The sequence below is a fragment of the Paraburkholderia sp. BL6665CI2N2 genome (assembly GCF_004366535.1).
In the GTDB taxonomy this organism is placed as follows: Bacteria; Pseudomonadota; Gammaproteobacteria; order Burkholderiales; family Burkholderiaceae; genus Paraburkholderia.
In genome coordinates this window covers 2,470,618-2,493,195 of sequence record NZ_SORC01000001.1, presented here as the reverse complement: position 1 = coordinate 2,493,195, position 22,578 = coordinate 2,470,618, and the positions used below count along the sequence as shown (strand labels likewise).

The following is a 22,578-nucleotide window of genomic DNA, read 5'->3' as shown; positions in this document are numbered from 1 at the left end:
CTGTAACCCAATCCCCTTATCCCAAGAATTAACATCTGTATCCACCACGGAATACCTTCCATCCCTACCTGGAGAATTTCAATGTCCGCAAAGACCGTTAGTTCCACGCTGCTCGCCGGCGTCGTTGCAAGCCTGCTCGCATCGGTGGCACACGCCGCGCCGCTCACGAAGGCCGAAGCGACCGCCGCTATCGCTGCTCACAAGGAGAAGTGCTACGGCGTCGCCCTGAAGGGGCAGAACGACTGCGCCGCCGGTCCCGGCACGACGTGCCAAGGCACGTCCGCGATGGATTTCCAAGGCAACTCGTGGAAGTTCGTTCAGGGCGGCACGTGCACGAGCATCGAAGTGCCGGGCGGTGGTCACGGCTCGCTCACTGCACTGAAGTCCTGATTCAAACCACGACGACCTGATGAACGGGAGCGGCCATGAACGATGTCCTCCGGCCAACGGTGGTGTGTCAACTAGGCCGTTCCCATGGCATGATGCATGGCGCACAAGAGCCTGCCGGAACCAGTTTCAAACATGAACACCTAGCCGCAATTCTTGCGGACGGGCTGAAAGATGGCTTCTTCGAAATTCACGCCGAGAACTATATGGGTGCCGGCGGCCCCCCGCATCGTGCGCTCGCGGCTATCCGCGAGGCATATCCAATCTCTGTTCACGGCGTGTGCATGTCGATTGGCGGACCCAACCCGCTGAACGTCGCGCATCTCAGGCGCTTTCGTGATCTGGTGATGCGTTACGAGCCGATGCTGGTGTCCGAGCATCTGGCATGGTCGTCGCACGGCGGTGCCTTCTTCAATGATCTCCTGCCTTTGCCGTATACGAAAGCAACGCTCGATAACGTATGTGAACACATCGACCAGGTTCAGGAAGCGATCAAACGCCCGATGCTTCTTGAGAACCCGTCCACGTATGTTGCGTTTGCGTCTTCGATAATGAGCGAAACCGAATTCATCCGTGCAGTCGTTCAGCGCACCGGCTGCGGCCTGTTGCTGGACATCAACAACGTTTTTGTTTCGGCAACCAATCACAGCTTTTCCGCGCAGGCGTACCTCGACGGATTGCCGCTCGAACACATGGGCGAAATTCATCTCGCCGGACATGGCGAGCAACGCGACGACGAAGACGAACTGCTCCTCATCGATAGTCACGATTGCGCGATTTCCGACCCCGTCTGGAACCTCTATCGCAATCTCATTGCACGGATTGGCCCACGTCCGACACTGCTCGAATGGGACAGTAACCTTCCTGCGCGGCCCGAGTTGAGGACTCAGGCGCTAGCTGCGTGGCAAATCATGACGGTACAAGAGCCGATGCTCTTGGCGGAGGCCAGCCGTGCCGCCTGAAAACTCTTCGCGCCGATACGCCACCGAATTTGCACTGGGTTTGATGGACCCATCTATCACAGCGCCAGAAGATGTGGTTGCCGCGCCAGGTAAGCGTGTGATCAAGCGATACAACGTGTATCGCAACAACGTTACGGTCAGCCTCATTGATGCGCTCGCAGCAGTCTATCCTGCGATTCAACGCATCACTGGCGTCAACTTCTTCAGGGCGATGGCGCGTTTTTATATCCGCGCGATGCCTCCAACTTCTCCGTTGCTGTTCGAGTATGGACGGGACTTCCCTGCGTTCATCGAATCCTATGAATATGCCCGCGAAATGCCCTGGCTCGCGGACACCGCACGCATCGAGCGAGCGTGGCTGGATGCCTATCACGCTGGTGATCTGCCCGTGCTTGCTGCCGAAGCGTTAGCCGAGATCGACCCGACATCTCTCGCCGAAATACGTTTCACACCACACCCTGCTGCGCGGGTCGTACGCTCGCCTTATCCCGCCATCTCAATCTTTGCGATGAATCGCGCTGATGGTCCCGTTTCGCCGCTGCGCTCGAGCGAGGCAGAAGATGCACTCGTTACGCGCCCCGAGCACGAGGTGCTGATATCGCATCTGCCGGCAGGCGGCGCGAGCTTCCTGATTCATCTTCTTGAGGATGCGTCACTGGGCGAAGCGGTCGCAGCAGCACTTCAGGAGGCCCCCTCCTTTGATATCCAGGCCACCTGGCAGGGATGCATTCAGCCGGCGTCTTTACCGGCATTCAACACGGAGATTGACCAGAATGTCGGACCAACAGAACATGAAGCAGCCCCTTCCGGCCGTACTCGTCTCCGCGATCAGTGCGTTGAACAGGCTGATCCAGACGCTCGCACAACCGTGGCTGGTCCAGCTCGTGCTGCGGCTCGCACTGGCCGTGCCGTTCTGGAAATCGGGGATTCTGAAATGGCATGGATTCTTTCAGCTTAGCGATACGGCCATCGATTTGTTCACGCAGGAGTTCCAGCTGCATCTGCCGAGCGGTCCCTATCCGTTTCCAGCACCCACAGTTTTTGCATTTCTGTCCGGCTGCGGCGAGGTCACGTTCCCGTTGATGCTCATGCTTGGCCTCGGAGCCCGCTTCGCCGTAGCCGGCCTGATCTTCATGACCTGCATCGTCGAACTGACGGTGCCTGATGGCTGGCCGATTCACCTGACCTGGGTGGCAATGGCGTTGGGTATTGCTGCTTGGGGACCTGGTCGAATATCCATTGATTATCTGCTGGGTGACAGGTCGTTCAGATCCCGACCCGAAGTGTTCGTGATCGGCAAGCGTACGGCTGTACAGTGCCAGAACGTCAGGTTCGAAGTATTACGCGCCCGAAACAAGGATCATGTCCGACATCGTGCATCCGTATTGCACCGAGTATCGCTTTCGGAGCGTCAGAATGTTTTCCACTGAGCAAGATGAGAACTTCAGATCTGATACTCAGACTCGGTAACAATCTGACGCCGATTGAGCCGAATTACGCTTCGAAAAGGCTCAATCATGCGCTAAGTATTGGCCTGGCCAGCAGCACGGCATTGCTGGTGGTGCTTTACGGCATCCGCAGCGACATGCCGGAATTACTACTTACGACGATGTTTTGGGTCCGGCTGGCGTTTCCGGTCGCGACACTCATCACTGGATTGAACCTCGCCGGACGTCTCGGGCGGCCCGGCGCACCCGTCAGACTCGCGTGGTTCGCGGTGACACTGCTATTCATTGTCATGTTGCTCGTTGCCACGTTTACAGTGCTCGCGACTCCGCCTGGCTATCGCCTGCAACTGATGTTGGGTACAACGTGGAGAGTCACCACAGCGAATATTGTTCTGCTCTCTCTGCCATCGCTTGCCGCTGTGATGCACGCGTTGAAGGGACTTGCTCCTACCCGTCTGATACTGGCGGGTACGGGGGCCGGACTGCTCGCTGGTGCGCAGAGTCTGCTTGTGTATTCCCTTTACTGTTCAGAGATGTCGATACCGTTCTGGGGTGTCTGGTACGTGCTGGGCATCAGCATAACCGCTGGTTTAGGTGCCCTGCTTGGCTCGCTCTATTTGCGGTGGTAGCCCGGAAAGAGCGCAAGGTGGAGTCCCATCACCGGACAGCAAATTTCCTGGTCAATATGGGTTGTACGTGTTGCTTGGATCCTTTTAACGCTCGTCGCAACCTATACGTGAAGGAAAATCGTGAAAATTATTGGCAACCTAAAAATCGGCGTTCGCCTTGGCATCGGATTTGGCGCGATGCTTGTTTTGCTATGCTTGATAGGTGCGTTGGGCCTGGTCCAGGCTTCTCACATTTATGACGGCACGCAGAACCTTGCAACGGAGCTGCTTCCCAGTGTCCAGCGACTAGGCAATATCCGGGCACTGGCTGATGAGACCCGACAAGCCTCCTTGAGTTTTCTGATTGCAACCAGTTCCTCGGAACGTCAGTCCCAGCGGGCAAGAGATGACGCAGCACTGAAGGAGCTTTCGCAGGTGTGGCCACAGTACGAGGCAGTGGTCGGCTCCGCCGAGGAGTTGCAACTGTCGAACCAGATCAAGACAGCATGGAACACCTATCTCGGTCTGGACAAAAAACTGAACGAGCTTTCCGACAGCGGGGATGAGCAGTTCAGTAACGCCCGGGCTTTCGCCGAAGGCGAGTCTTCGCGCGCGTTCGGCAAAGTCACTGCACTCATCGCACAGGACATTGCGCTCAACAGTCAGGGAGCGGACGACTCCAGTACGGACGCTGCAGCAGCCTTCCATAAAGCGCTGGTGCTTACGTGTGCGCTGATCGGAATAGCCATCCTGTTGAGCCTCATTGTTGCGTTCTTCATCATTCGCTCCATCACGGTTCCAATTGGTGTGTCCATCAAGATTGCCCAGACGGTTGAACAAGGCGACCTCACCTCGAGAATCGAAGTAAATGGCAAGGACGAAGCGAGCCAGCTACTGCGAGCGCTCAAACATATGAATGCGAGACTAGCAGAACTGGTTGGGCAAGTACGATATGGCAGCGAGAGCATTGCAACGGGGGCAGCACAAATCGCAGCCGGCAATGTCGATCTGAGTCGGCGTACCGAAGAACAGGCTGCGTCACTCGAGGAAACCGCAGCCAGCATGGAGGAGCTGACTTCAACGGTCAGGCAAAACGCCGAAAATGCCCAGCAAGGCAGCACGCTAGCAGCAAACGCATCCGGTATCGCACAGCGTGGAGGCAGGGTGATGAGCCGGGTGATCGACACCATGCATGCGATATCGGAGAGCTCGGCCAAGGTTACCGATATTATTGCTGTGATCGAGGGCATCGCATTTCAGACGAATATTCTCGCGCTAAACGCGGCGGTAGAAGCGGCGCGTGCGGGCGACCAGGGGCGTGGTTTTGCCGTTGTCGCCGCCGAAGTGCGGACCCTTGCACAACGGAGTGCCAGCGCTGCAAAAGAGATAAAAGTGCTCATTACAGACGCAGGCGATCGGGTGAAGGTCGGCTCGGATCTGGTGAGCGAAGCAGGCATGACCATGGGCGACATAGTCCAGGCGGTCAAGCGGGTCGCCGACCTGATGGGAGAGATTACGGCCGCCTCTCTCGAACAGCATACTGGCATCGAACAGGTCAATACTGCCGTGGCGCAGATGGACCATGTGACGCAGCAAAACGCCGCATTGGTTGAAGAAGCCTCAGCTGCGGCGCAATCGATGTCAGCGCAATCCAGCAAGCTGCGCGAGATCGTGTCGACCTTCAAGCTTGGAGATAATTCTTCAAAGGCAGACATTGCTGATGCACTGCCAGTCAAGCGTAGTCGTGAACAGACTCCGGCCAGAACGAACATCGTTGGCGATGCGACGGGACCACGAACGGAATCGACTTCGGTTTAGCCGGTGGTTTGCAGGCGCGCCTACCGTTAGCTTAATGGCACACAAACCTGCACATGCAGATTGTTGTCGCAGGGATAACGGCAGTCCCTGCTGACTGGGACTACATTGTCACCGCCGCCCGTGGTACCTGTCGCACTTCGGCGCGGCTTGCCGTCCTGGGTGACGAATCACTGCACACCACACCTCCATCCGCTGCAGGTTGGTAATGGCCTCGATATCAGCGAAACTTGAGTTGATGCAATGGCGCTCGAGCCGGTGCGCCAGCGACTTCAGCTGTCCGATCCGGTAGTGCGAGGAAACGCGGGCGTAACAGACGGTCTTGCCTGCGACGACTGGCCCGGCACCCATGGTGGCGCGCACCGTGTCATGCTGGTATCGCCGATGGCCTCCGGCAGTCCGGCCGAAACGCATCAACAGGCCCTGCCGATGCCCGCTCCGCAGCGTGCCTGCCGCTACACCCAATTCTGCCGCCGTCTTGCCAATTGATAGAAATCGTGTCCGATATCTCAATAAGATACCGGATGTAGGACCCGTTTTTAAACGGGATGCTCAGGTTTGCGCTGACTTAACGCTTCCTGCTGCAAACCTGTCAATATTCTCCGCTCGCTTTACCAAGCACCCGTTGGTTGCGATTGTCGATGACCGCATGGGTAGTCGAAGTTGCGCCAGATCCCGCCGCGAAGCGCACCTCATGAAAACTCAATGGTCGACCCTCTCTGCTTTGCACGATTAACGATTGGATTGGGTCACCACTGGAATGCTCAACTAAAGTGACGGGTGGCTTTCCATTTGGCGCAAGCCATCGATCGCCCCACTGCATCAGCGCAACCAGCACGGGATATAGTTCGCTGCCTTTCTCCGTCAATCGGTATGCGTAAGTATTGGCCCGCTCTGCCACCGGATAGCGTTCAATTATTCCCAGCTCAATCAGGCGTTCCAGGCGAGAGGCCAGAACGTTTCGAGCTATGCCGAGTTGGCTCTGAAATTCGTCGAAGCGTGCAGTTCCCTGGGTGCACTCCCGTACGATCAGCAGCGTCCACCACTCGCCGACCTCATCGAGGGCGCGCGCAATCGAGCAGTTCGTTCCATCAAGGCGTTTTCTATACATGAAGGACGTTCTACCATACTTAGTTGCATCATGCAACTTACCGGATTCCGACAAACTGTTCGTCATTTTAAATAGTTGCGTGAGAAAACTCTGCTGTCTATAGTTTCGTCACGCAACTTAATCGCATCTGTTTGCTTCAGGAAATCGCTATGGACCGCCGCCTCCTTACACTTGCCTTGGGCATGTTTGCTCTAGGTTCTGACAGCTTCATGTTCGCGGGAATCTTGCCGCTAATCTCTCGCGCCTTTCATGTGAGCATCGGCGCGGCTGGTCAGATGACCACCGTCTACGCCATCACCTACGCGCTTCTAGCGCCCACCGTCGCTGCACTCGCGGCAGCCGTGCCCCGCAAACGCCTGTTAATGGGCGGCATGGGGCTGTTTGTCATCTCCAATCTTGCGACCATCTTCGCGCCGAGCTTCGGTATTGCTTTGGCTACCCGAGCACTGGCAGGCGTGGGCGCAGCCATGTTTTCTCCCACTGCGAGCGGGACTGCCACGATGCTGGTTCCGCCTGAGCGGCGCGGCTTTGCTCTATCCATCATCGTCGCCGGTCTGACGATCGCGACCGCACTAGGCACTCCTATCGGCGCAGTTATCGGCGGGCTTGCCGACTGGCGCTGGCCGTTGCTATTCGTCGCATTACTCGGCGCTGTGGGCTTTGCTGGCATCTGGGCACTCCTACCAGAAGTACCGCTGCAGCCTGCCATTTCCCTAGGGAGACGCCTTTCTCCGCTTACTGACTCGCGGGTCGTGATGGTCCTCGCAACAACGGTTCTTGCGCAGATCGGTACCTTTATCGTCTATAACTATTTTTCGGTGGTGTTCGACCGGGCAATCGGGGGCAGCGCCACCATGATGGGGATGCTCCTCGTGTTGTGGGGCTTGGCAGGAACGGTCACCAATCTGCTTACGGGCCGTGTGCTTGACAGGATCGGCTCGCGCAAGGTGATCATTGTCATGCTCATCGCGGTGATGGCTGTCATTATTTCGATGCCTTGGTCCGGGACTCACCTGTGGAGCGCGGCAATCGCCGTCACTGTTTGGGGCGCTTGTGCTTGGGGCCTACTTGTCCCGCAACAGTTCCGCCTCGTGACATTGAATCCTGCGATGGCTCCGGTGCTGGTGGGACTCAACACCTCGGGCACATACATCGGAGTATCAATCGCAGGCGTAATCGGCGCTGCAGCGATCCCGATTATTGGCAGCCACAATCTTGGCTACCTTGCAAGCGTGATGGTCCTCATTGCACTACTCGTCTCGGAACTCGCCACCGTGCGCATCAATGCGGTTGCCAACACCAAAGGCATTAAAGCTGCCGCCACCGCTTGACCAGCGGAGACGGTTGGTACGACGCCATGTTTTCGCCAAAGGAGATCGGATGGAGTGCGCCAATGGCCGGGTTCAAATATAGCGCGCGTCACCATGGCGGCGTCAATTCTGACGGCAAAATCGACGATACCTCCTACAGAAAGTGCGTCGGTTCTGGCTAGTTGCAGAACCGGCCCTTACGTCATCCAACCAAGCGCCATTCATTGTTTGACGTCCTCCCCGCCCTCAGCCTACGGCTGCCGCGCAAGACGCGGGAAGGACGCAGATTCCTACTGCCAGACGCCGACGTCCCGCCGCGAGAATGTTGTCTGTCGAGTTAATGTCGCGGTGATGATACGCACCACACTCATGACAGGCCCATTCGCTTATTCGCAAACCTTCCAGACCCCTAGTCTGACTGTGTCATAAAGAATATTCGCAGTGGCGTGGTACCTGGTACTATTGAATAATGCAAACTCCGGGCGATCGCGATGAGAGAAGATGTCGACGAATTTGATTCGTATCTTAACCATCTGACGCAGGTATTGGGTCACGCCGATCGCCATGCCGGCCTCAAGGGCTACTGTTCGGGCCTGGTATTGCCGTTGTCACGCAAGAGTGTCGAACCGATGGCCGCGCATATTGACCCACTTCACGCGAGTGCGAAGCACCAGTCACTCCACCACTTTGTGGCCAAGGCAGAATGGTCTGACCGGGCTGTCTTGCAGCGGGTGCACGAATGGGTGATGCCCGCGTTAGACGCGCACGCTGCAGAAGAAACCGGCTACTACTGGATCGTTGACGACACAGGCTTTCCAAAGAAGGGGCGTCATTCGGTCGGGGTGACACGTCAGTACTGTGGGCAACTCGGCAAACAAGACAACTGTCAGGTCGCCGTGAGCCTGTCGATTGCGACGCAACGCGGCAGCCTGCCGATCGCCTGGCAGCTGTATGTCCCCCAGGAATGGATTGACGACCGGGAACGAGCCCGTCGTGCGGGCATTCCCGACGATCTGGCCTTCGAGACCAAGCCCGAGATTGCGCTGGCCCAACTTCGGGAGGCTATAGCATCCGGCGTTGCACCGGGCATCGTGCTGGCCGATGCTGGGTACGGCGACGAAACCGCTTTCCGCGATGGCATCACTGAACTGGGTTTGTTGTACGCGGTAGGGATCCGGCCTGGCACCTCTGTGTGGGCGCGCGGTACGGCGCCACTTCCGCCCAAACCCTGGAGCGGGCGCGGCAAGCCGCCGACACTGTTGCGCCGTGCACCCGGCCACGAACCGCTCGCGGTGAAGGAACTGGCCATGCAATTGCCCGTGAACGCCTGGCAAACCGTAACCTGGCGGGAAGGCAGCAACTCAGCACTTTCCTCACGCTTTGCCGCCGTACGGGTTCGTCCCGCACATCGCGACTACTGGCGAAGTACCGTTCGCGACGAAGAATGGCTGCTCATTGAATGGCCTGACGGCGATGCGGAGCCACTCAAGTACTTTTTCACTACCGCCCCTGAGGAGGCGACACTTGAGCAGCTCGTGTTCGTAACCAAGATGCGCTGGCGCATCGAGCGCGACTACCAGGACCTGAAACAGGAGTTCGGACTCGGCCATTACGAAGGGCGAGGCTGGCGTGGCTTTCACCACCACGCCACGCTGAGTATCGCTGCATATGGGTTTCTGATGGCTCAGCGACTCAGGATGCGCTCGGATGAACGCGGTAAAAAAAACGTCGCTGAACGCACGCTGCCTTCCCTTCCCCCGGATTACATCCCCCGGGGCAGTCCAGCGCGCTCAACGTCACGTTCCTGATTCCATAACTACGTTGCGCATCCTGCTTGGACTACGGCTCATGCGGCGATGGCACTCTTCCTGGGTAGCGAAAGACCACACAACAACTTATGTGACACAGTAAGACTAGCAGGCTGTTGAAAAGCGCCCCGTCATGACGACCGAAGCTATGTTCAGGAGACTTGCGCGTGCAATTTCCCGCTGAATTACCGGTTTGCCGCGCTGTCCGCGCGGGGCATGCGCGCGCATGCTGCCCTTCTGGCGCGCAGTCTTCGCGCCGTGGCGGCTCAACGCGTCGCTCCTTGCGGCACCACACCTGGCATTCGGGCCATGCGGGTCAGATTGCTCGCAACCATCGTCAGTTTGAAGTGCTGGTCGACGCGCCGGATGCCACGATAGACCGTCTGCCGGATCCGACCGACCGTTTTACCCCGGCCGAAATGCTCTTCGATACGTTTGCGGATGATCTGGCTGATCCTGTAGCCCGCATGCCGCGAAGTGCGACCGTCGATCGCGCTACCACCTTGGCGATCATCGTTGCGCGCGACATGCGGCGTTACATTGCGAGCCCGGCAATCGTTCACGAAGTCGCGGGTGTCATACGCCTTGTCGGCACCGACTGTCTTCGTATGAGCGCCTGGCACGCAGTCGAGCAATTGCAACGCGCTCGCCCGCTTGGCAAAACCATCCGCGTGACTGACCACGGCGCCGACCACCAGCCCCGAGCGGTTCTCCATCAGGATGTGTCCGTGGTAGCACAGGATGGCCGGGCTCTTGTGGCTCTTCTTGAACAATCGCGCCTCGGGATCAGTAGTCGACTCGTGCGTGGCATTGCTACGTCGCTCGCCTTTCCAGTCAGTGTCGGCGTTACGGCCACCGCCGGCTGGCGGACCATCGTCCGGGCCGTCCTTGCGGCGGAAGCTCTTGTGACTGGCCCACGCCTGAATCAGCGTGCCGTCCACCGAGAAATGGTCTCTCGACAGCAGGCCCCGCTTGTCCGCCAGGCTCATGACTTCAGTGAAGAACGCTTCCACGACTTCATGCTCCAGCAGCCGGTCGCGGTTCTTCGAGAACACCGAGTGGTCCCACACGGTGTCCTCAATCGCCAGCCCGACAAACCAGCGGAACAGCAGGTTGTAGCGCATCTGCTCCATGAGCATGCGCTCGCTGCGCACCGAGTAGAACACCTGCAACAGCAGCGCCCGCATCAGCTTCTCGGGCGCAATCGAGGCACGGCCGGTGTCCGCGTAGATGACGCTGAACAGCCCGTTGAGCCGTTTCAACGCATCATTCACCAGCAACCGGATCGGTCCCACCGGGTGATCCGCCGGGACGAAGTCCTCGAGCTTGACTGTCGTGAACAGGGGTTCCTGCATCTCATCCATTCCGCGCATCGCATCCGCTGCCAAAAATCATGAACACGATATCCATAACGCCCGTCCCTCAAACCCCGTTTACACGGGATCCAAATTCAACAGCCTGCTAGGGCCTGTGCGCCGTTTACAGCTGCCACAGGGTACGGTTGAATACGCTTCATCGACCTCGTCGAACCACACGCCGGCGTAATCGCACCTGTATTGCAGCATGGTCCGGAACAGGTTCCAGCCTGCGTCCAGCACGGATTTTGCCATCCGTGTCCTCGCAAGCGCGGAAGCGTTCACGTTGCCGATGAAGATAGCGCCGTACTCCTCGACGAGCGCCGTGGAAAGCTTGTGCAGCTGGTCTTTCCGTGAATCATTATCCTTGCATGAAGCGCACGCACGCGTGCCTTCTTCTCCGCGCGTTGTGCCGCATGAGCTCCTCTGCCTGTTGCACCCTGAAGACCCCATGACATGACGCATATTTAACCATGCAAGACAGACCTGTCGGGATTTCGGCATTCATCGCGAACCTGCTGTCGCGTGAGCACAAAGGATGGTAGCGGGTGCCCCTGTGAAGCGATGCCGTATCCTGGTGCCCATTCGGACGGTTTTCGCCCGAACGCCCCTTGGGCAACAAACGGTATGTTTGAAAACGTAGTCCAATGATGTTGCTGAGGACGATGATGCATAAATTTAAGAAACAACAGCTATGGAGTTTTGCAAAGCCGGATGGGCAGGAGCTCACTGCGCCTGTCTTCCTTGTAAGTTATTGCTGTCATAGCTCAACGAATGACAGGCCGCACACCATCTTTTCAATGTCCGGCGGCTTGGAATCTGCATACTTCAACTCGAAGATTTGCCAAATCTCGATAGAGTTTTTCTCAGCCGAGGTACCGCGAAATCTATGAAACTCCTCAGCTTGAGTGGCATTTGCGCACGCGCAACGTGGACAAGATGAACAGGAATCGGATCAACTTCGTACTTTTCAAGGATTACGCGAAGTTCGCCTCTGTCGACAGCGTCAGCGATGTGATAATCGAGCAGATATGTAAAGCCAAGTCCATGAGCCGCCGCCTCCACGGCTGCATCCGGTGTCGCTGCACGCAATCGAGGTTTGACTGAAATTGTCGCTAGCGCATCTGATTCCGACGTCCGGAAACGCCATTTGGGCGATAGCCGAGGCCCGTTAAACATCACGCATGGCATGCATGCCAAGTCGGTTGGTGTTTGCGGCTCACCTTTTTCACGGAGGAGTGACGGACTAGCACAGACGACTGTGCGCATCGAACCGACCTGTGTCGCTATCATACTGCTGTCGGGCAGCCTTCCTATGCGAACTGCAAGGTCAACCTGATCCTCGATGAGGTCAACGTTCCGGTCCGATTGCAGAAGCGTGACATCAATATCCGGAAACTGTGCGAGAAAATCCAGAACTACGGGAAGCACATAAAGACGCCCGAATAGTACCGGGGTAGCGATTGCAAGCGCCCCCCGGGGAGCCTTGAATTCGCCTGTCACCTCGCGCTCCTGCTCATCTACGAGGTCCAGTATGCGACGAGCCGTTTCAACGTACACAGCCCCCGAATCTGTCAGGGTCAGCTTACGGGTCGAACGAGCTAGGAGTTGCGTACGTAGACCACTCTCAAGGTCATTAATCTTGCGGATGAGCGTCGGGATCGGAATACCCAAGTCTCGAGCGGCAGCGGAAAAACTCCCTCGTTCAACAGAAGTGAGCAGCATAGCCATTGCCTCAAGGCGGTCCAATCGGCTTCTCACTTTTCGAAAAGATGATGCTCTATATTAGCGGATTAATCTGCGGGTCGATAGATGGCACCATCTGCCTCCGTAAGTTGGTCCTCTCGACGGCAGAATATTCCGTCTCACGCGGGCCGACTTTAGTTGCCTTTTTTGCAATCTTGACAACGTACGGAGCATATACACAACGACGAACGGGCAGGTTCGAAGCCGACCGGATTACGGCACTCCAGCGTGTTTTCGGTTTTCTGGATGATGCTTCGTGTGGTGCTCGAATTAGCTATCGAACGCGGAGTTTCACTCATGAATTCAACAGAAGCAAAGCCCGAAACGACATCAACGACTCTGTCCGACTACTGGATACGCGGCTCAAAGACTCCAGCGCAGAGCAAAGTTTGAAGTATGGAAGGCGAAACGGCGCACGGCCTCACCTCTTGACCTCATGTTCGATCGAGTCGACGTTTAGATAGCCGAGGCGCAAACGGTATTGGGCGGTGAGAGGACCGTCGATTATGTGCAGCGCCTGCGCTCGATTGAGTCTGGAGCCAATCAGGCGCGTCAGTCCCTGCTGCTTGATAGCCGGATTCTCGATCTGTCCAGCGACGTCGAAGCCGTACGAAACCAAGGCGCAGCGCGGGCGCAGCTCGCAGAACTGTCACAGGAATTCCTTGATTTCGATTCCGCTACAACTGCAACCATGCTGGACGCAATCGCCGCATGCGATGCCACCACCCCGGCGGACCGGTTAGCAGCGTTGGAGGAAGAGTGTCGCGCCCTCGGAGGTGTTAAGGTGCAGCGCAAAGCCGCCCAGTCCCGCCGGGACGGTTTGCCAAGCTCGGATAGGAAGTCCATGAAGGCATGACATCCTTGCGTACCAACAGATAGTATTTGTCCCTGAAATACCAAGCAAAGTCGGCGTACTCATTGCGCCTATCATCGGCAATGCGCGACAGGCTGAAATCCAACCCACCTGATTCAATCAACTTCCAGATCCGGGCCCGCGACATGAGACTAACTCTGATCTAGCAACCGCTACGGCGAATCAACTCGCTCGCAAAATCCCTGTCAATTCTGGTGCCGGTCTCGGCCGAATAGAGCAGACCGTGATCGTGTAGCGCGAGCGCAAACGAACGCGAACATTCGGGGCCTGCTGCGATAGCATTGCTCATAAAAAGTAGCGATATCGCTAGCCCCAAAAGACCATGTTGAATCACAGCGTCTCGTATCGTACGAAGATAGATTTGAACGCTGTTGCGAAATTAAATTTTTGGGTCTGTTAACTTTTTCGGCTTGGTGTTAAGGAAGGTCTGCACAACCCGCTTTGAAGCCGTACCTTTCGCATCGAGCGCGGCCTTGGCGTTCAGATCTTTGTTGTTGAGTTGATTGTCAGGTTTTTTCCGCAAGCCGGAGCGCTTCAACCAGACATGTGGCCTTCATCGGCCCGGTGTTTCAAGATTTGCGCAAAGCTCTGCGCGCCATCCACAAATTGCCCAAAGCAAACAGCGTGGTGATCTGGGCGGTGTTTTTCATCAAACCACGATAGCGGGTCTTCGTGTAACCGAACTGCCGCTTGAGGATGCGAAACGGGTGTTCGACCTTCGCCCGAATACCCGCCTTCAGGCGTTCGATCTGATCGTATATCGCATCCAGCGAATCATTCAGATCCAGTTTCCTGCGTTTTGCCGGTCACATTGCAACATGCCAACGAATCGCGTCTGCCTCACAACGCTTTTCGATACCCTGATACCCAGCGTCCGCGTATACATCCGTTTCTTCGCCGTGTAGCAACGCTTCGGCGACGGTGATGTCGTGCACGTTAGCGGCCGTTCCAATGGTTGTATGAACCAGGCCCGAGTCGGCGTCTACGCCGACATGCATTTTCATCCCAAAGTACCAGTTGCCACCTTTCTGCGTCGATTTCATTTCTGGATCCCGCGTGCCAGAGCCGTTCTTTGTCGAACTGGGCGCGGCAATCAGGGTTGCGTCAACCGCCGATCCAGCCTTAAGCATCAGGCCTTTCTCCGTGAGGATCTCATTGACCAGCGACAGCATTTGCGCCGCCAGCCCATGCGTTTCGAGCAGATGGCGGAACCGCAGTATCGTGCTTTCATCCGGCAGTCGCACCATGCCTCCGTCGAGACCGCGAACTCGCGATAAAGCGGCACTCATAGAGTGCTTCTTCCATAGCAGGGTCCGACAGACCAAACCATTGCTGCATGAAATGAATCTGCAGCATCGTTGCAACCGGGAACGGTGGTCGACCGGTTTTGCCCCTGGGATAGTGCGGTTCGATCAGCGCAATCAGCTTCAGCCAGGGCACAACGCGTCGCATCTCATCGAGAAATTCCCGCTTGCGCGTCCACTTCGTCGACAAATCCAGACCAAGACCAAGCTGCGTCATCATGTTGCTCCTCACAAAATCCGCTCCGTTTCCAGGATAGCTCGGCAGCAACACAATGCCAGGACTTTTGCAGACCCTCCTTAACTTCTGTCTTGTTTTGCCTGACAGGAAGCGATGCCAAAAGAACTGATAGACGACGAATTGTGGTCACTCATCGAACCCCTGCTGCCAGCGCGAGCACCGCGCAATCGCCAGTTTGCGGGCCGCCAACCGACACCTGACCGAGCGGTGCTGACCGGCATCGTGTTCGTGCTGCGCTCAGGCATTGCGTGGAACCTTCTGCCGCAAGAATGGGATGTGGTTCAGGCACAGTTTGCTGGCGACGGCTCGTCGCGTGGCAAAAGGCAGGTGTCTGGCAACACATTCACAAAACGTTGCTCGCCGAACTGCGTCGCCGTGGCGAAATCGATTTCTCGCGTGCGCTCGTCGACAGCTCATCGATTCGCGCCGTGCTGGCGGGAAAAAAACCGGCCCGAATCCCACGGACCGGCGCAAGCTCGGCAGCAAACACCACCTCATCGTCGACGCGCAAGGCATCCCGCTCGCGGTCATCCTGAGCGCGGCGAACCGGCACGACATTACCCAGCTTGATGCGCTGGTCGATGCCATTCCACACATCCGGGGCAAGCGGGGCCGTCCCCTGCACAAGCCGCAAATCGTTCAGGGCGACCGGGGCTACAGTTCCGAACCCCATCGGCGGCGCTTGCGCGAGCGAGGCATCACGCCAGTGCTCGCAAAAATCGGCTCGTCGCATGGCAGTGGGCTTGGAAAAACGCGTTGGCCAGTCGAGTGTTCGATCGCGTGGCTTCACTCGTTTCGACGGCTCAAGATTCGTTACGAACGCTATGCGCATGTTCACGAAGCATTCCTGTCTTTGGCTTGCGCCTTAATTTGCTGGACGCGCCTAAAGCCTCTGTTTAACTAATTTCGCAACAGCTTCTTAATGTCGTATTCTGTTTTTAGACGTGACGCTTGTGCCACTCTCCGACATTGAGTTGCGTTTAGTGCGACCATCGAGGTGCCGTCTGTCGCAGATCAGCCAACGCGCACTTTTCGATCAAAGCGTCCTACACGCAATATCGGCAGAGCGCTGATGTTCTTGAGGGGGGCGTTGTATTTTGATGGGCTCTTTGCCGAGAGCATAGCTCCGTCGTCAAGCCCCGTCCCGGGGTTATCGTGGCAGTAGCCTGTCGCCCCGATGCGCGGCTCTATTTTTTTTGGGGGAAACCAACATCGCGCAGGCCTTGCACATCAACGGTTATGTTGCGCAAATACTGTTAGCTGCCACACGATGTCGCCAAGCGCCGGCGGGTGCTTGCTATGTGTCTGAGTAGGAAGTATATGTCCTTCTGCAATCCCGATCTCATGCCTACACTTGGTGCACCGGTAAATACCCGCATACGGAGCACTCGTTCCCGGCTTGTAAGTTGCCGTAAACGCAGCATCGTCCATCTGAGTTACAACGCTAACATCTTGATATAACGCCACGACAAGCCTCCCTCAGCCCCAATTTTTGATCGCCAAAACAGGTAAACACTTGTAGTAAGCAATCATAATCCTAACATCGAATGCCACGACTGAATAGTCCAGCGCCGGAACAGATCCTCGTTGCCAAGATCTTGCGCTCTACGAGAGTGGCCCGGTATGTCTAAACTCGCTGCTTACGGCTCGCCAACATTCACTCGGCATTGGTCGCGAGTCGGAGGAATGATGGCGCAATCGGATTGAATGCACCTCCTCCCACGCCACGACCTCAAGCAGAGTTCCGTCGCGGTTCGGCCCGCCAAATTCCGGCGGGGCACCTGCATGCCCGGCGAGGCCCGAATAGACACGACCACCCTCACTCGCAGTATTTATTCTCCGAAACCGAGCAAGCCATTGCCATCGCGTCCTGCTACGCATCGTTGAGCGCGGCCAACTGCCCCCTAACAGATTGCGAGTCATTCACAAGGCGATCGTACTCTCGGTTGAGATCATCATATTTTTTATTGCCTCGTATTTCGGTGCCAAACATCCCCATCTTTATCGTCATCGTCGTAATTTCCTGAAGGCGATGGGTCATCACGCTCAACCGACGCCTAAGGTCTTCAACGTCTGCTGAGCTTACGCTCGGCACTTGGTGCGCCTCATCGTGCTCCACCCTAATTTTTGTGATTCCAACCCAGCGATGATTTTTTACGTGACCAGAAGTTTGTCTCTTCATCACGCCGTCCTTTCAGATTGGTAGGTTAAAGCGCCAAAAATTGAGGGTGGTTCTATACTAGCTGCAACCGCCCAATGATGCCGAACTCGTGATATTTTTTTTATAGTCAACACTTGCCACAGCCACGCATTGACCCAAGGCCAGTTCTTTGAAATCCCGAGAGGACCAAATTGCACCAGCTTCGGCACGTCAGAACCCATAAGGCTGGTCCATCCACCGCTGTAAGATGACTCGATTCTCTGGCGGAAGAACGATGAGTCCAGCTTGCGCACCCTTTCCGATCAGATCCATTTGCATCTGCTTGACCAGATCGCCTTGCAGTCCATAGAAAAACCAGCTGAACGGTCCACCCACCCGTTCGTCGAATCGTTGCAAGCGTGCATACAAGCCACGAATGTCGCTTGCAGTGCATTTTTTTATCGACGAAATATTTTGTCTGTGAGTCCATTGAGGAAAAAACGTCAAAGAGCGGATGTTACGCGCGTCCGTGTACTCAAGAATATCGAAACACCAGCGACTACCGACCCGCGCTCCAGCGGAAGCAAGACTCGACTGGGACCAGTCATCGAAAAATCGTTGGCCATCCCTCGCGCAGCGATAAAAATCTCGCCTCGGACTTTCCCTAGCCACTGCACAGACCACCGCAACGTCAATGGGGGAGAAATTGATGCAGGTTCCACTGCGTACCGCCCTCTCATAGGCATACCAACTATTGGCAACGAGGTTGAATACTTTGATGTCGATAGCATCATGCAGACGATATCCGGGCGGACCTAGCGGCACTTTAGCGAATCGCTGGGGACCGTATTCGGCATTGATTTCAGAATCGTCTACTCCGCCGTACCGCCACCAGATTTTGCGCTCAAATGGCTCCTGCGCGAGGAACTCCTGTTCTTCCCACACTCGAAACTGCACAAAGTCATCTTGATCGCCGCCCCGGTCGTGCGTAAAGTAGTGCAGCACCCTTCGTATCTCGGTGAGGGCGAAACCTGACTGATGAAAATGGCTTCTGGCCGACTCCACATCGCCTCCCCGCGCCTCGAGCTCACCTGGTAACCATGCTCGAAAATCAGCAGCGACTTCTCTTTGCTTAGCATCAAGTATCCGCCCAGGTCGTGGAGAATACTGGGCACACGACTTGACACACGCAATTCGATCAAAACTTAATCGTTCCGCCAGGCGCGAGCGGAGCCGATCGTGACGAGGCGATACCGCAGCAGACCCAATGAGTGTATCGAGAACATCTGACCGAAGATCATATTCTTTAAGCATGTCGACACACACCTTGAACTGTAGGCCCGCGACCCGCCCAGCGAGCCCATCGACCCGACCGCCAAACTGACAAATGTGAACTCCCCTCTTTCGTGAGCGCCCACTGCGAAACAGGCAGCGTCGTCGGCGACGAGCAAGTCACACGCGAATTTTTCCAAGTGTTGGCAACATCTCTGAGTAACGCGCCTAACCGTTTCAGCTTGGAGGCGTAACGTCTCAGTCCTGTCGCGCATAGCGTGCTGAACGGCATCAAGAAACAGCTTCCTACTGATCCTAGCGATGTTTAGAAGTTAAAGCAGAAATCCCCGCCTTTTTTCCCAAAGCGGCACAAACCCCGCGCAATAAAGACCCTCTCTATCGCAACGTATCTGCATTGATAGCTAACAAGATGGGGGACTTCGGTGACGACGAACTACCAACGAACTACCGGTTGGCGGCGACGAGTCGAAGACTGTCATTCTGTCGAAGCTTGTGCTGCAGTTGGCCTCTGATAATTGAGGTTTGGCGGTCGCTTTCTTGTCGCGCGCTCTCCAGCAGACGCCTGAAATACATTTGAGCGATCTACATTGAGCTCGCACCAAATTCCAGGCACTCAATCGTCAGTTCAGATCCTGCTGTCTTCGTAATCATGTACGGGGGGGCGGTAACCGAATAAAACACCCTATTTCTGTCTAACGATTTGGCTTGTCTTGCTGCGAGTTCGTTGCATCAAAACTCCTGTCGGTTGTGCTTATCCGATCACACGAACACTCGCAGGCACGAAAAGCGTTCCTCACGCGACAGATCATCGGACACGTTAGCTTCGGTCGTAACCGTCAGATAGCATGAGAATCATGCGTCAGTTGCAACACCTTTTCCTTGCCACAAAATAACAACCGCTAGCTTCAGTCTGATCGGCAGATAACTTTATTGTTTCGTTGACCGGTCCAAACCTCGCATTGGCGGCTCTTATCAACGTCTACATACGACTCACGATGCGCAAAAAGAGCCCGCTCGAGAAGAGCGGGCCTAAGAGGGGATGAAATACTCCTGTGCAAGCGAGCTGGTTCAGTATGCCAGCCTCACGAAAATAGCGCAGTAAACCCATCCATTTCGCTTAGCTAGCTACACATCAGTCGACGACTAGCGACTTGCCACCATGTAATCCTTCGATCTATTGCTCGAAAAATAACGTGCATCCAGGAAAGAAGCGAGGATCATTGCCGTCGCATTCGACGGAGCTTTTCCGCCCATGTGACGTGGTCTATAAATGCTGTCGCCGCGTTTAATTGGTTCTCCAGAGAGCGCGCATGTCGCCTTCCTACGTGCTACACCGAGAGACCAGAGTTGTTCACCATAGTGGCCAAGCGTTGCATCAGCCCAGTCCATTGCGATAGTGCCTCGGCTACGTCTTTCTATATCAGCGATTCCACCGGCATCCCACGTTCGACTTTCTTCGTCACGTGCCGTATTTCCAGGTGGGCGACCACATTTTGCTCGAACATTGAGCCGTTGGATCCGCTTAGAGCCTTTCCTGTCAGGGTAACCGGCTGAGCAAATCTCGTCCAAAATACGTTGCCAGACACTGATTAGCTGATCTTCTCTCATAGCATCCTCTCCGCCAGTACTTTTCCGATCTTTCCAGATCGAAAATTGATCTCAATTAGTACTCCTAAGTGGCCAGCCGGGACTCAGAAAAGAGCGACGCTGCAACATCTAGAACGATTCGAGTTTCTTCCTCAGCTATCAAGTTCGACCTTGCCGCAGCGATGCGTGCCGATCAAACAGACATCTTCATGTTTCAGCTCGTATCGTAGAAGGTTCCCCGCATCGCACTGCTATGTCCATGGCCAATTGAACAACGACGCAATTCAACACAAACATCCCTACCGATTCAATCTGCTTATGACCGATTGCTTACTGATTCATTCGGCTGGGCTCTTTCATGGAGCTTTCCGGACTTTGCTCCGGCTGGTTTTCCAGCTCAGTGGCCGACATCTTCTTCGTTCACCGCGTGCTGCACAAACGCGAAATGAATCAATGAAACTGAACGTTCCCGTCACGACATCCTAGTGCATACACCTTATCTCCGCAAGAACACGAACAATTTAATATGCCCCTTGAAGCATAATTGTTAAACATAAATCCAACAAAATCTTCTGATAACGATTTTTCATTGTTCTTTTTACGAAGAATTGAGCAATGAAAAACTGGCGCCGCCAAACATGATGCGACACACTCGTACGAGGGCGACCTGCCTGGCCTGACAGGACCTAGGCAGCGCCTTATCGGCGGTTCGCAGAGTGATTGGCTGAGGGAGAGCGGATAAACCGCAACAGCCGACTGGTGGCGCAGCGGCCTACCGAAGAAATTCGCCCAATTTTAGTCAATTGATGACGCGCCGCGCGCACGGGAGTGATAGCGCCTATCAGTCCGTCTCAATCATTTTTCTTAGTAAAAACAGCAACGCTACCCGCTCTGCGGGATTCAACTCTCCAAACGTTTGCTCCGATATCTGGAAGCCAAATGGGGTGATCTGGTCTATGAGATCTTCGCCGGCAGGCGTGTTAGTCACAAGCACCTTTCGCCCATCCCACGGGTCTGCAGCGACCGTGATCAACTCGCGCACCTTCAGTCTGTCGACTATGCCGCGCAACGTTGCCTGATCAATGGCCGTGAACTTAACGATATCGTTTAGAGAACTCGCACCCAACTCACGCAGCGCGCAGAGGGTAATAAATTGAGCGGCAGTGAGTTGCGCGTCAGGGATCGCTTGCTGGAATATGCCCATATGCCGTTGGTAGGCACGGCGCAGTAGGTGGCCCACTTGCTCCGAGAAGCGATATCCAGCCGGATATGGTCGATGTGAACTGTCCACAATTTCCCCGAACAAAGAACTTGCTGTTGATTATCGCTCAAACCGCAAATAGATGCTCTTGATTGTGTTGATTCGAGCCAAAGATTGCGCTTGCACGCTTGGATGTAGTTGCTTAACTTTTGGTTACATGGGCTATACATCAGCGCCTACATTCCAATCAAAACCGTGGATATCAACTATAATCCAGCAGATGTTACCGACCTAATAATCAACTAATCTACGCGTCGGCGTCCCACGATTTGAGGCATCTCGCGTGGTAGTATCCAGAACGCTACTACCGGCTTTGAGTACTCAAACTTGTGCGAGCCGACGCATCGCACGCAATTGGAACGCTCCACCCACTGTTTGGCGGATCTTCAACATCCGGCGTCGCTTTGCAAACCGCAGAAACGAAACATAAGTGCCTTAAGGTTGCTGCTCGGCGGCCACTGCGTTGAAGGCGCGCACTGAAATGCCGCGCTCACAGCATCAGGCGGCCTTGTGCGACTGCAGCGTTGGGCAGTGGCGTGTGCGTATCGCTTGCGTTTCATCGTGCTATAGAACCCGGTCGTCTCGTCCTGCAAGCTGGCGTCGACCGATGACAGCGACAGCCGGGTCTGCGCTGTCGACTGCATCAGGCGGCCAGTGCTCGCAGACTCTTACGGCAATGCACGCCGTACAGGAGCGGCGATATAACCGTCAGGGTTTCGACCAAATCTTCGGTGAACAGCTGTTCGCGGCTCGCATCCGGTGCCGCGCCGAGAACGATAACTTCGACGTCAACTCGCTACCAAAGTGCGGTAACTGATCCTTCGTGACCGGCACCAGTCGAGCGACACGACCCCGAGGGAGATCCAGCGGCAAATGCTGCAAGCCTTTCTTCTGATTGCTCGTTCTACTGTCCACCAATATCCTTCGAGCCTTGCGGCCTAAGTCCTGAACTGTTCGCTTTGCTCACGTGATGAAACATGGGCGTAACAGGCGGTCTTACCTGCGATAGCTTGCACAGCGCTCAGATGGCCCGCACCGTCGCTGATGATCTGGAGGGCGGCCGAGGGGCATCAGCGGGCCCTGTCGATGCCAGCGTAGCAGCGTGCCCACCGCGACGCTCGGCTCTGCCGTGGCCTCGCCAGTTGATAAGAGTCGCATCCGGTATCCCTACAAGATATACCGTGTAGAACCTGTTTTTTTAAACGCGATGATCAGGTTTGGTCAGCTTCAACGCATGCCAGTTGCAAACCCATGTTTAGACGCGCTGTTCAGGCTTGGGCGGTGCCCATCCCTACAGCTGGAAACCCTCCCCTCTTCCGGCATAAAAAGCC

At 55.8% G+C, this 22,578-nt stretch carries 15 protein-coding genes and 5 pseudogenes; 11 read left to right on the top strand and 9 right to left on the bottom strand.

The window, feature by feature from the left end; translation table 11 throughout:
- Window positions 1–81: 81 nt before the first annotated feature.
- The 7 genes and pseudogenes from B0G81_RS11135 (at window position 82) to B0G81_RS44575 (ending at window position 5,709) form a co-directional block, all read left to right on the top strand.
- Window positions 82–390, top strand: a complete 309-nt coding sequence (locus B0G81_RS11135) for a DUF2282 domain-containing protein (protein WP_134135311.1) — start codon at window positions 82–84, stop codon at window positions 388–390.
- A gap of 89 nt (window positions 391–479) precedes the next feature.
- A complete protein-coding gene (locus tag B0G81_RS11130; RefSeq protein WP_243856760.1) occupies window positions 480–1,349 on the top strand; it encodes a DUF692 domain-containing protein in 870 nt (289 codons plus the stop codon).
- Window positions 1,339–2,117: pseudogene (locus B0G81_RS11125) on the top strand (DNA-binding domain-containing protein). Before B0G81_RS11130 ends, B0G81_RS11125 begins: the two are co-directional and overlap by 11 nt.
- Before the next feature lie 23 nt (window positions 2,118–2,140).
- Window positions 2,141–2,623, top strand: a pseudogene (locus tag B0G81_RS11120) (DoxX family protein); the annotation flags it as partial.
- 161 nt (window positions 2,624–2,784) lie between these two features.
- Window positions 2,785–3,426 carry a DUF1109 domain-containing protein gene (locus B0G81_RS11115; protein WP_134135305.1) on the top strand — a complete coding sequence of 214 codons (642 nt, stop codon included), beginning with the start codon at window positions 2,785–2,787 and terminating at the stop codon, window positions 3,424–3,426.
- 120 nt (window positions 3,427–3,546) lie between these two features.
- The gene (locus B0G81_RS11110) at window positions 3,547–5,223 is read left to right on the top strand and encodes a methyl-accepting chemotaxis protein (RefSeq protein ID WP_134135303.1); all 1,677 of its coding nucleotides are present in this window, start codon (window positions 3,547–3,549) and stop codon (window positions 5,221–5,223) included.
- A gap of 240 nt (window positions 5,224–5,463) precedes the next feature.
- Window positions 5,464–5,709 carry a hypothetical protein gene (locus B0G81_RS44575; protein ID WP_243856424.1) on the top strand — a complete coding sequence of 82 codons (246 nt, stop codon included), beginning with the start codon at window positions 5,464–5,466 and terminating at the stop codon, window positions 5,707–5,709.
- 103 nt (window positions 5,710–5,812) lie between these two features.
- On the opposite strand, the gene B0G81_RS11100 is transcribed toward B0G81_RS44575, so the two are convergent.
- A complete protein-coding gene (locus tag B0G81_RS11100) occupies window positions 5,813–6,331 on the bottom strand; it encodes a helix-turn-helix domain-containing protein (protein ID WP_134135301.1) in 519 nt (172 codons plus the stop codon).
- A gap of 149 nt (window positions 6,332–6,480) precedes the next feature.
- On the opposite strand from B0G81_RS11100, the gene B0G81_RS11095 reads away from it, so the two are divergent.
- Both B0G81_RS11095 and B0G81_RS11085 read left to right on the top strand, forming a co-directional pair.
- Window positions 6,481–7,662 carry an MFS transporter gene (locus tag B0G81_RS11095; protein ID WP_134135299.1) on the top strand — a complete coding sequence of 394 codons (1,182 nt, stop codon included), beginning with the start codon at window positions 6,481–6,483 and terminating at the stop codon, window positions 7,660–7,662.
- Between the two features lie 470 nt (window positions 7,663–8,132).
- On the top strand, window positions 8,133–9,449 hold the full coding sequence (locus B0G81_RS11085; RefSeq protein WP_134135296.1) for an IS701 family transposase: 1,317 nt from the start codon (window positions 8,133–8,135) through the stop codon (window positions 9,447–9,449).
- A gap of 266 nt (window positions 9,450–9,715) precedes the next feature.
- Here the strand turns inward: B0G81_RS11085 and B0G81_RS11080 are convergent, their stop codons facing one another.
- On the bottom strand, window positions 9,716–10,813 hold the full coding sequence (locus B0G81_RS11080; RefSeq protein ID WP_134135291.1) for an IS5 family transposase: 1,098 nt from the start codon (window positions 10,811–10,813) through the stop codon (window positions 9,716–9,718).
- An 819-nt stretch (window positions 10,814–11,632) separates the two neighbouring features.
- Complete coding sequence (locus B0G81_RS11070) at window positions 11,633–12,535, bottom strand: LysR substrate-binding domain-containing protein (protein WP_279590467.1); 903 nt, start codon at window positions 12,533–12,535, stop codon at window positions 11,633–11,635.
- 523 nt (window positions 12,536–13,058) lie between these two features.
- Between B0G81_RS11070 and B0G81_RS43590 the strand changes: the two genes are divergently transcribed.
- On the top strand, window positions 13,059–13,406 hold the full coding sequence (locus B0G81_RS43590) for a hypothetical protein (RefSeq protein WP_166678960.1): 348 nt from the start codon (window positions 13,059–13,061) through the stop codon (window positions 13,404–13,406).
- Between the two features lies 1 nt (window position 13,407).
- On the opposite strand, the pseudogene B0G81_RS44570 reads toward B0G81_RS43590, so the two are convergent.
- Window positions 13,408–13,713 (bottom strand): annotated as a pseudogene (locus B0G81_RS44570) (ABC transporter substrate-binding protein); the annotation flags it as partial.
- A 280-nt stretch (window positions 13,714–13,993) separates the two neighbouring features.
- A pseudogene (locus tag B0G81_RS11060) lies at window positions 13,994–14,945 on the bottom strand (IS5 family transposase).
- 114 nt (window positions 14,946–15,059) lie between these two features.
- Between B0G81_RS11060 and B0G81_RS11055 the strand changes: the two are divergent.
- A pseudogene (locus tag B0G81_RS11055) lies at window positions 15,060–15,870 on the top strand (IS5 family transposase).
- 969 nt (window positions 15,871–16,839) lie between these two features.
- Here B0G81_RS11055 and B0G81_RS11050 read toward each other — a convergent pair.
- The 4 genes from B0G81_RS11050 to B0G81_RS11035 form a co-directional block, all read right to left on the bottom strand.
- Window positions 16,840–17,148 (bottom strand): hypothetical protein, encoded by a 309-nt coding sequence (locus B0G81_RS11050; RefSeq protein ID WP_134135281.1) that lies wholly within the window; start codon window positions 17,146–17,148, stop codon window positions 16,840–16,842.
- Between the two features lie 189 nt (window positions 17,149–17,337).
- A complete protein-coding gene (locus B0G81_RS11045) occupies window positions 17,338–18,420 on the bottom strand; it encodes a hypothetical protein (protein WP_134135279.1) in 1,083 nt (360 codons plus the stop codon).
- Window positions 18,421–19,542: 1,122 nt separating this feature from the next.
- A complete protein-coding gene (locus B0G81_RS45360; protein WP_134135277.1) occupies window positions 19,543–20,007 on the bottom strand; it encodes a DUF3331 domain-containing protein in 465 nt (154 codons plus the stop codon).
- An 820-nt stretch (window positions 20,008–20,827) separates the two neighbouring features.
- Window positions 20,828–21,280 carry a MarR family winged helix-turn-helix transcriptional regulator gene (locus tag B0G81_RS11035; RefSeq protein ID WP_243856758.1) on the bottom strand — a complete coding sequence of 151 codons (453 nt, stop codon included), beginning with the start codon at window positions 21,278–21,280 and terminating at the stop codon, window positions 20,828–20,830.
- Window positions 21,281–22,578 lie beyond the last annotated feature (1,298 nt).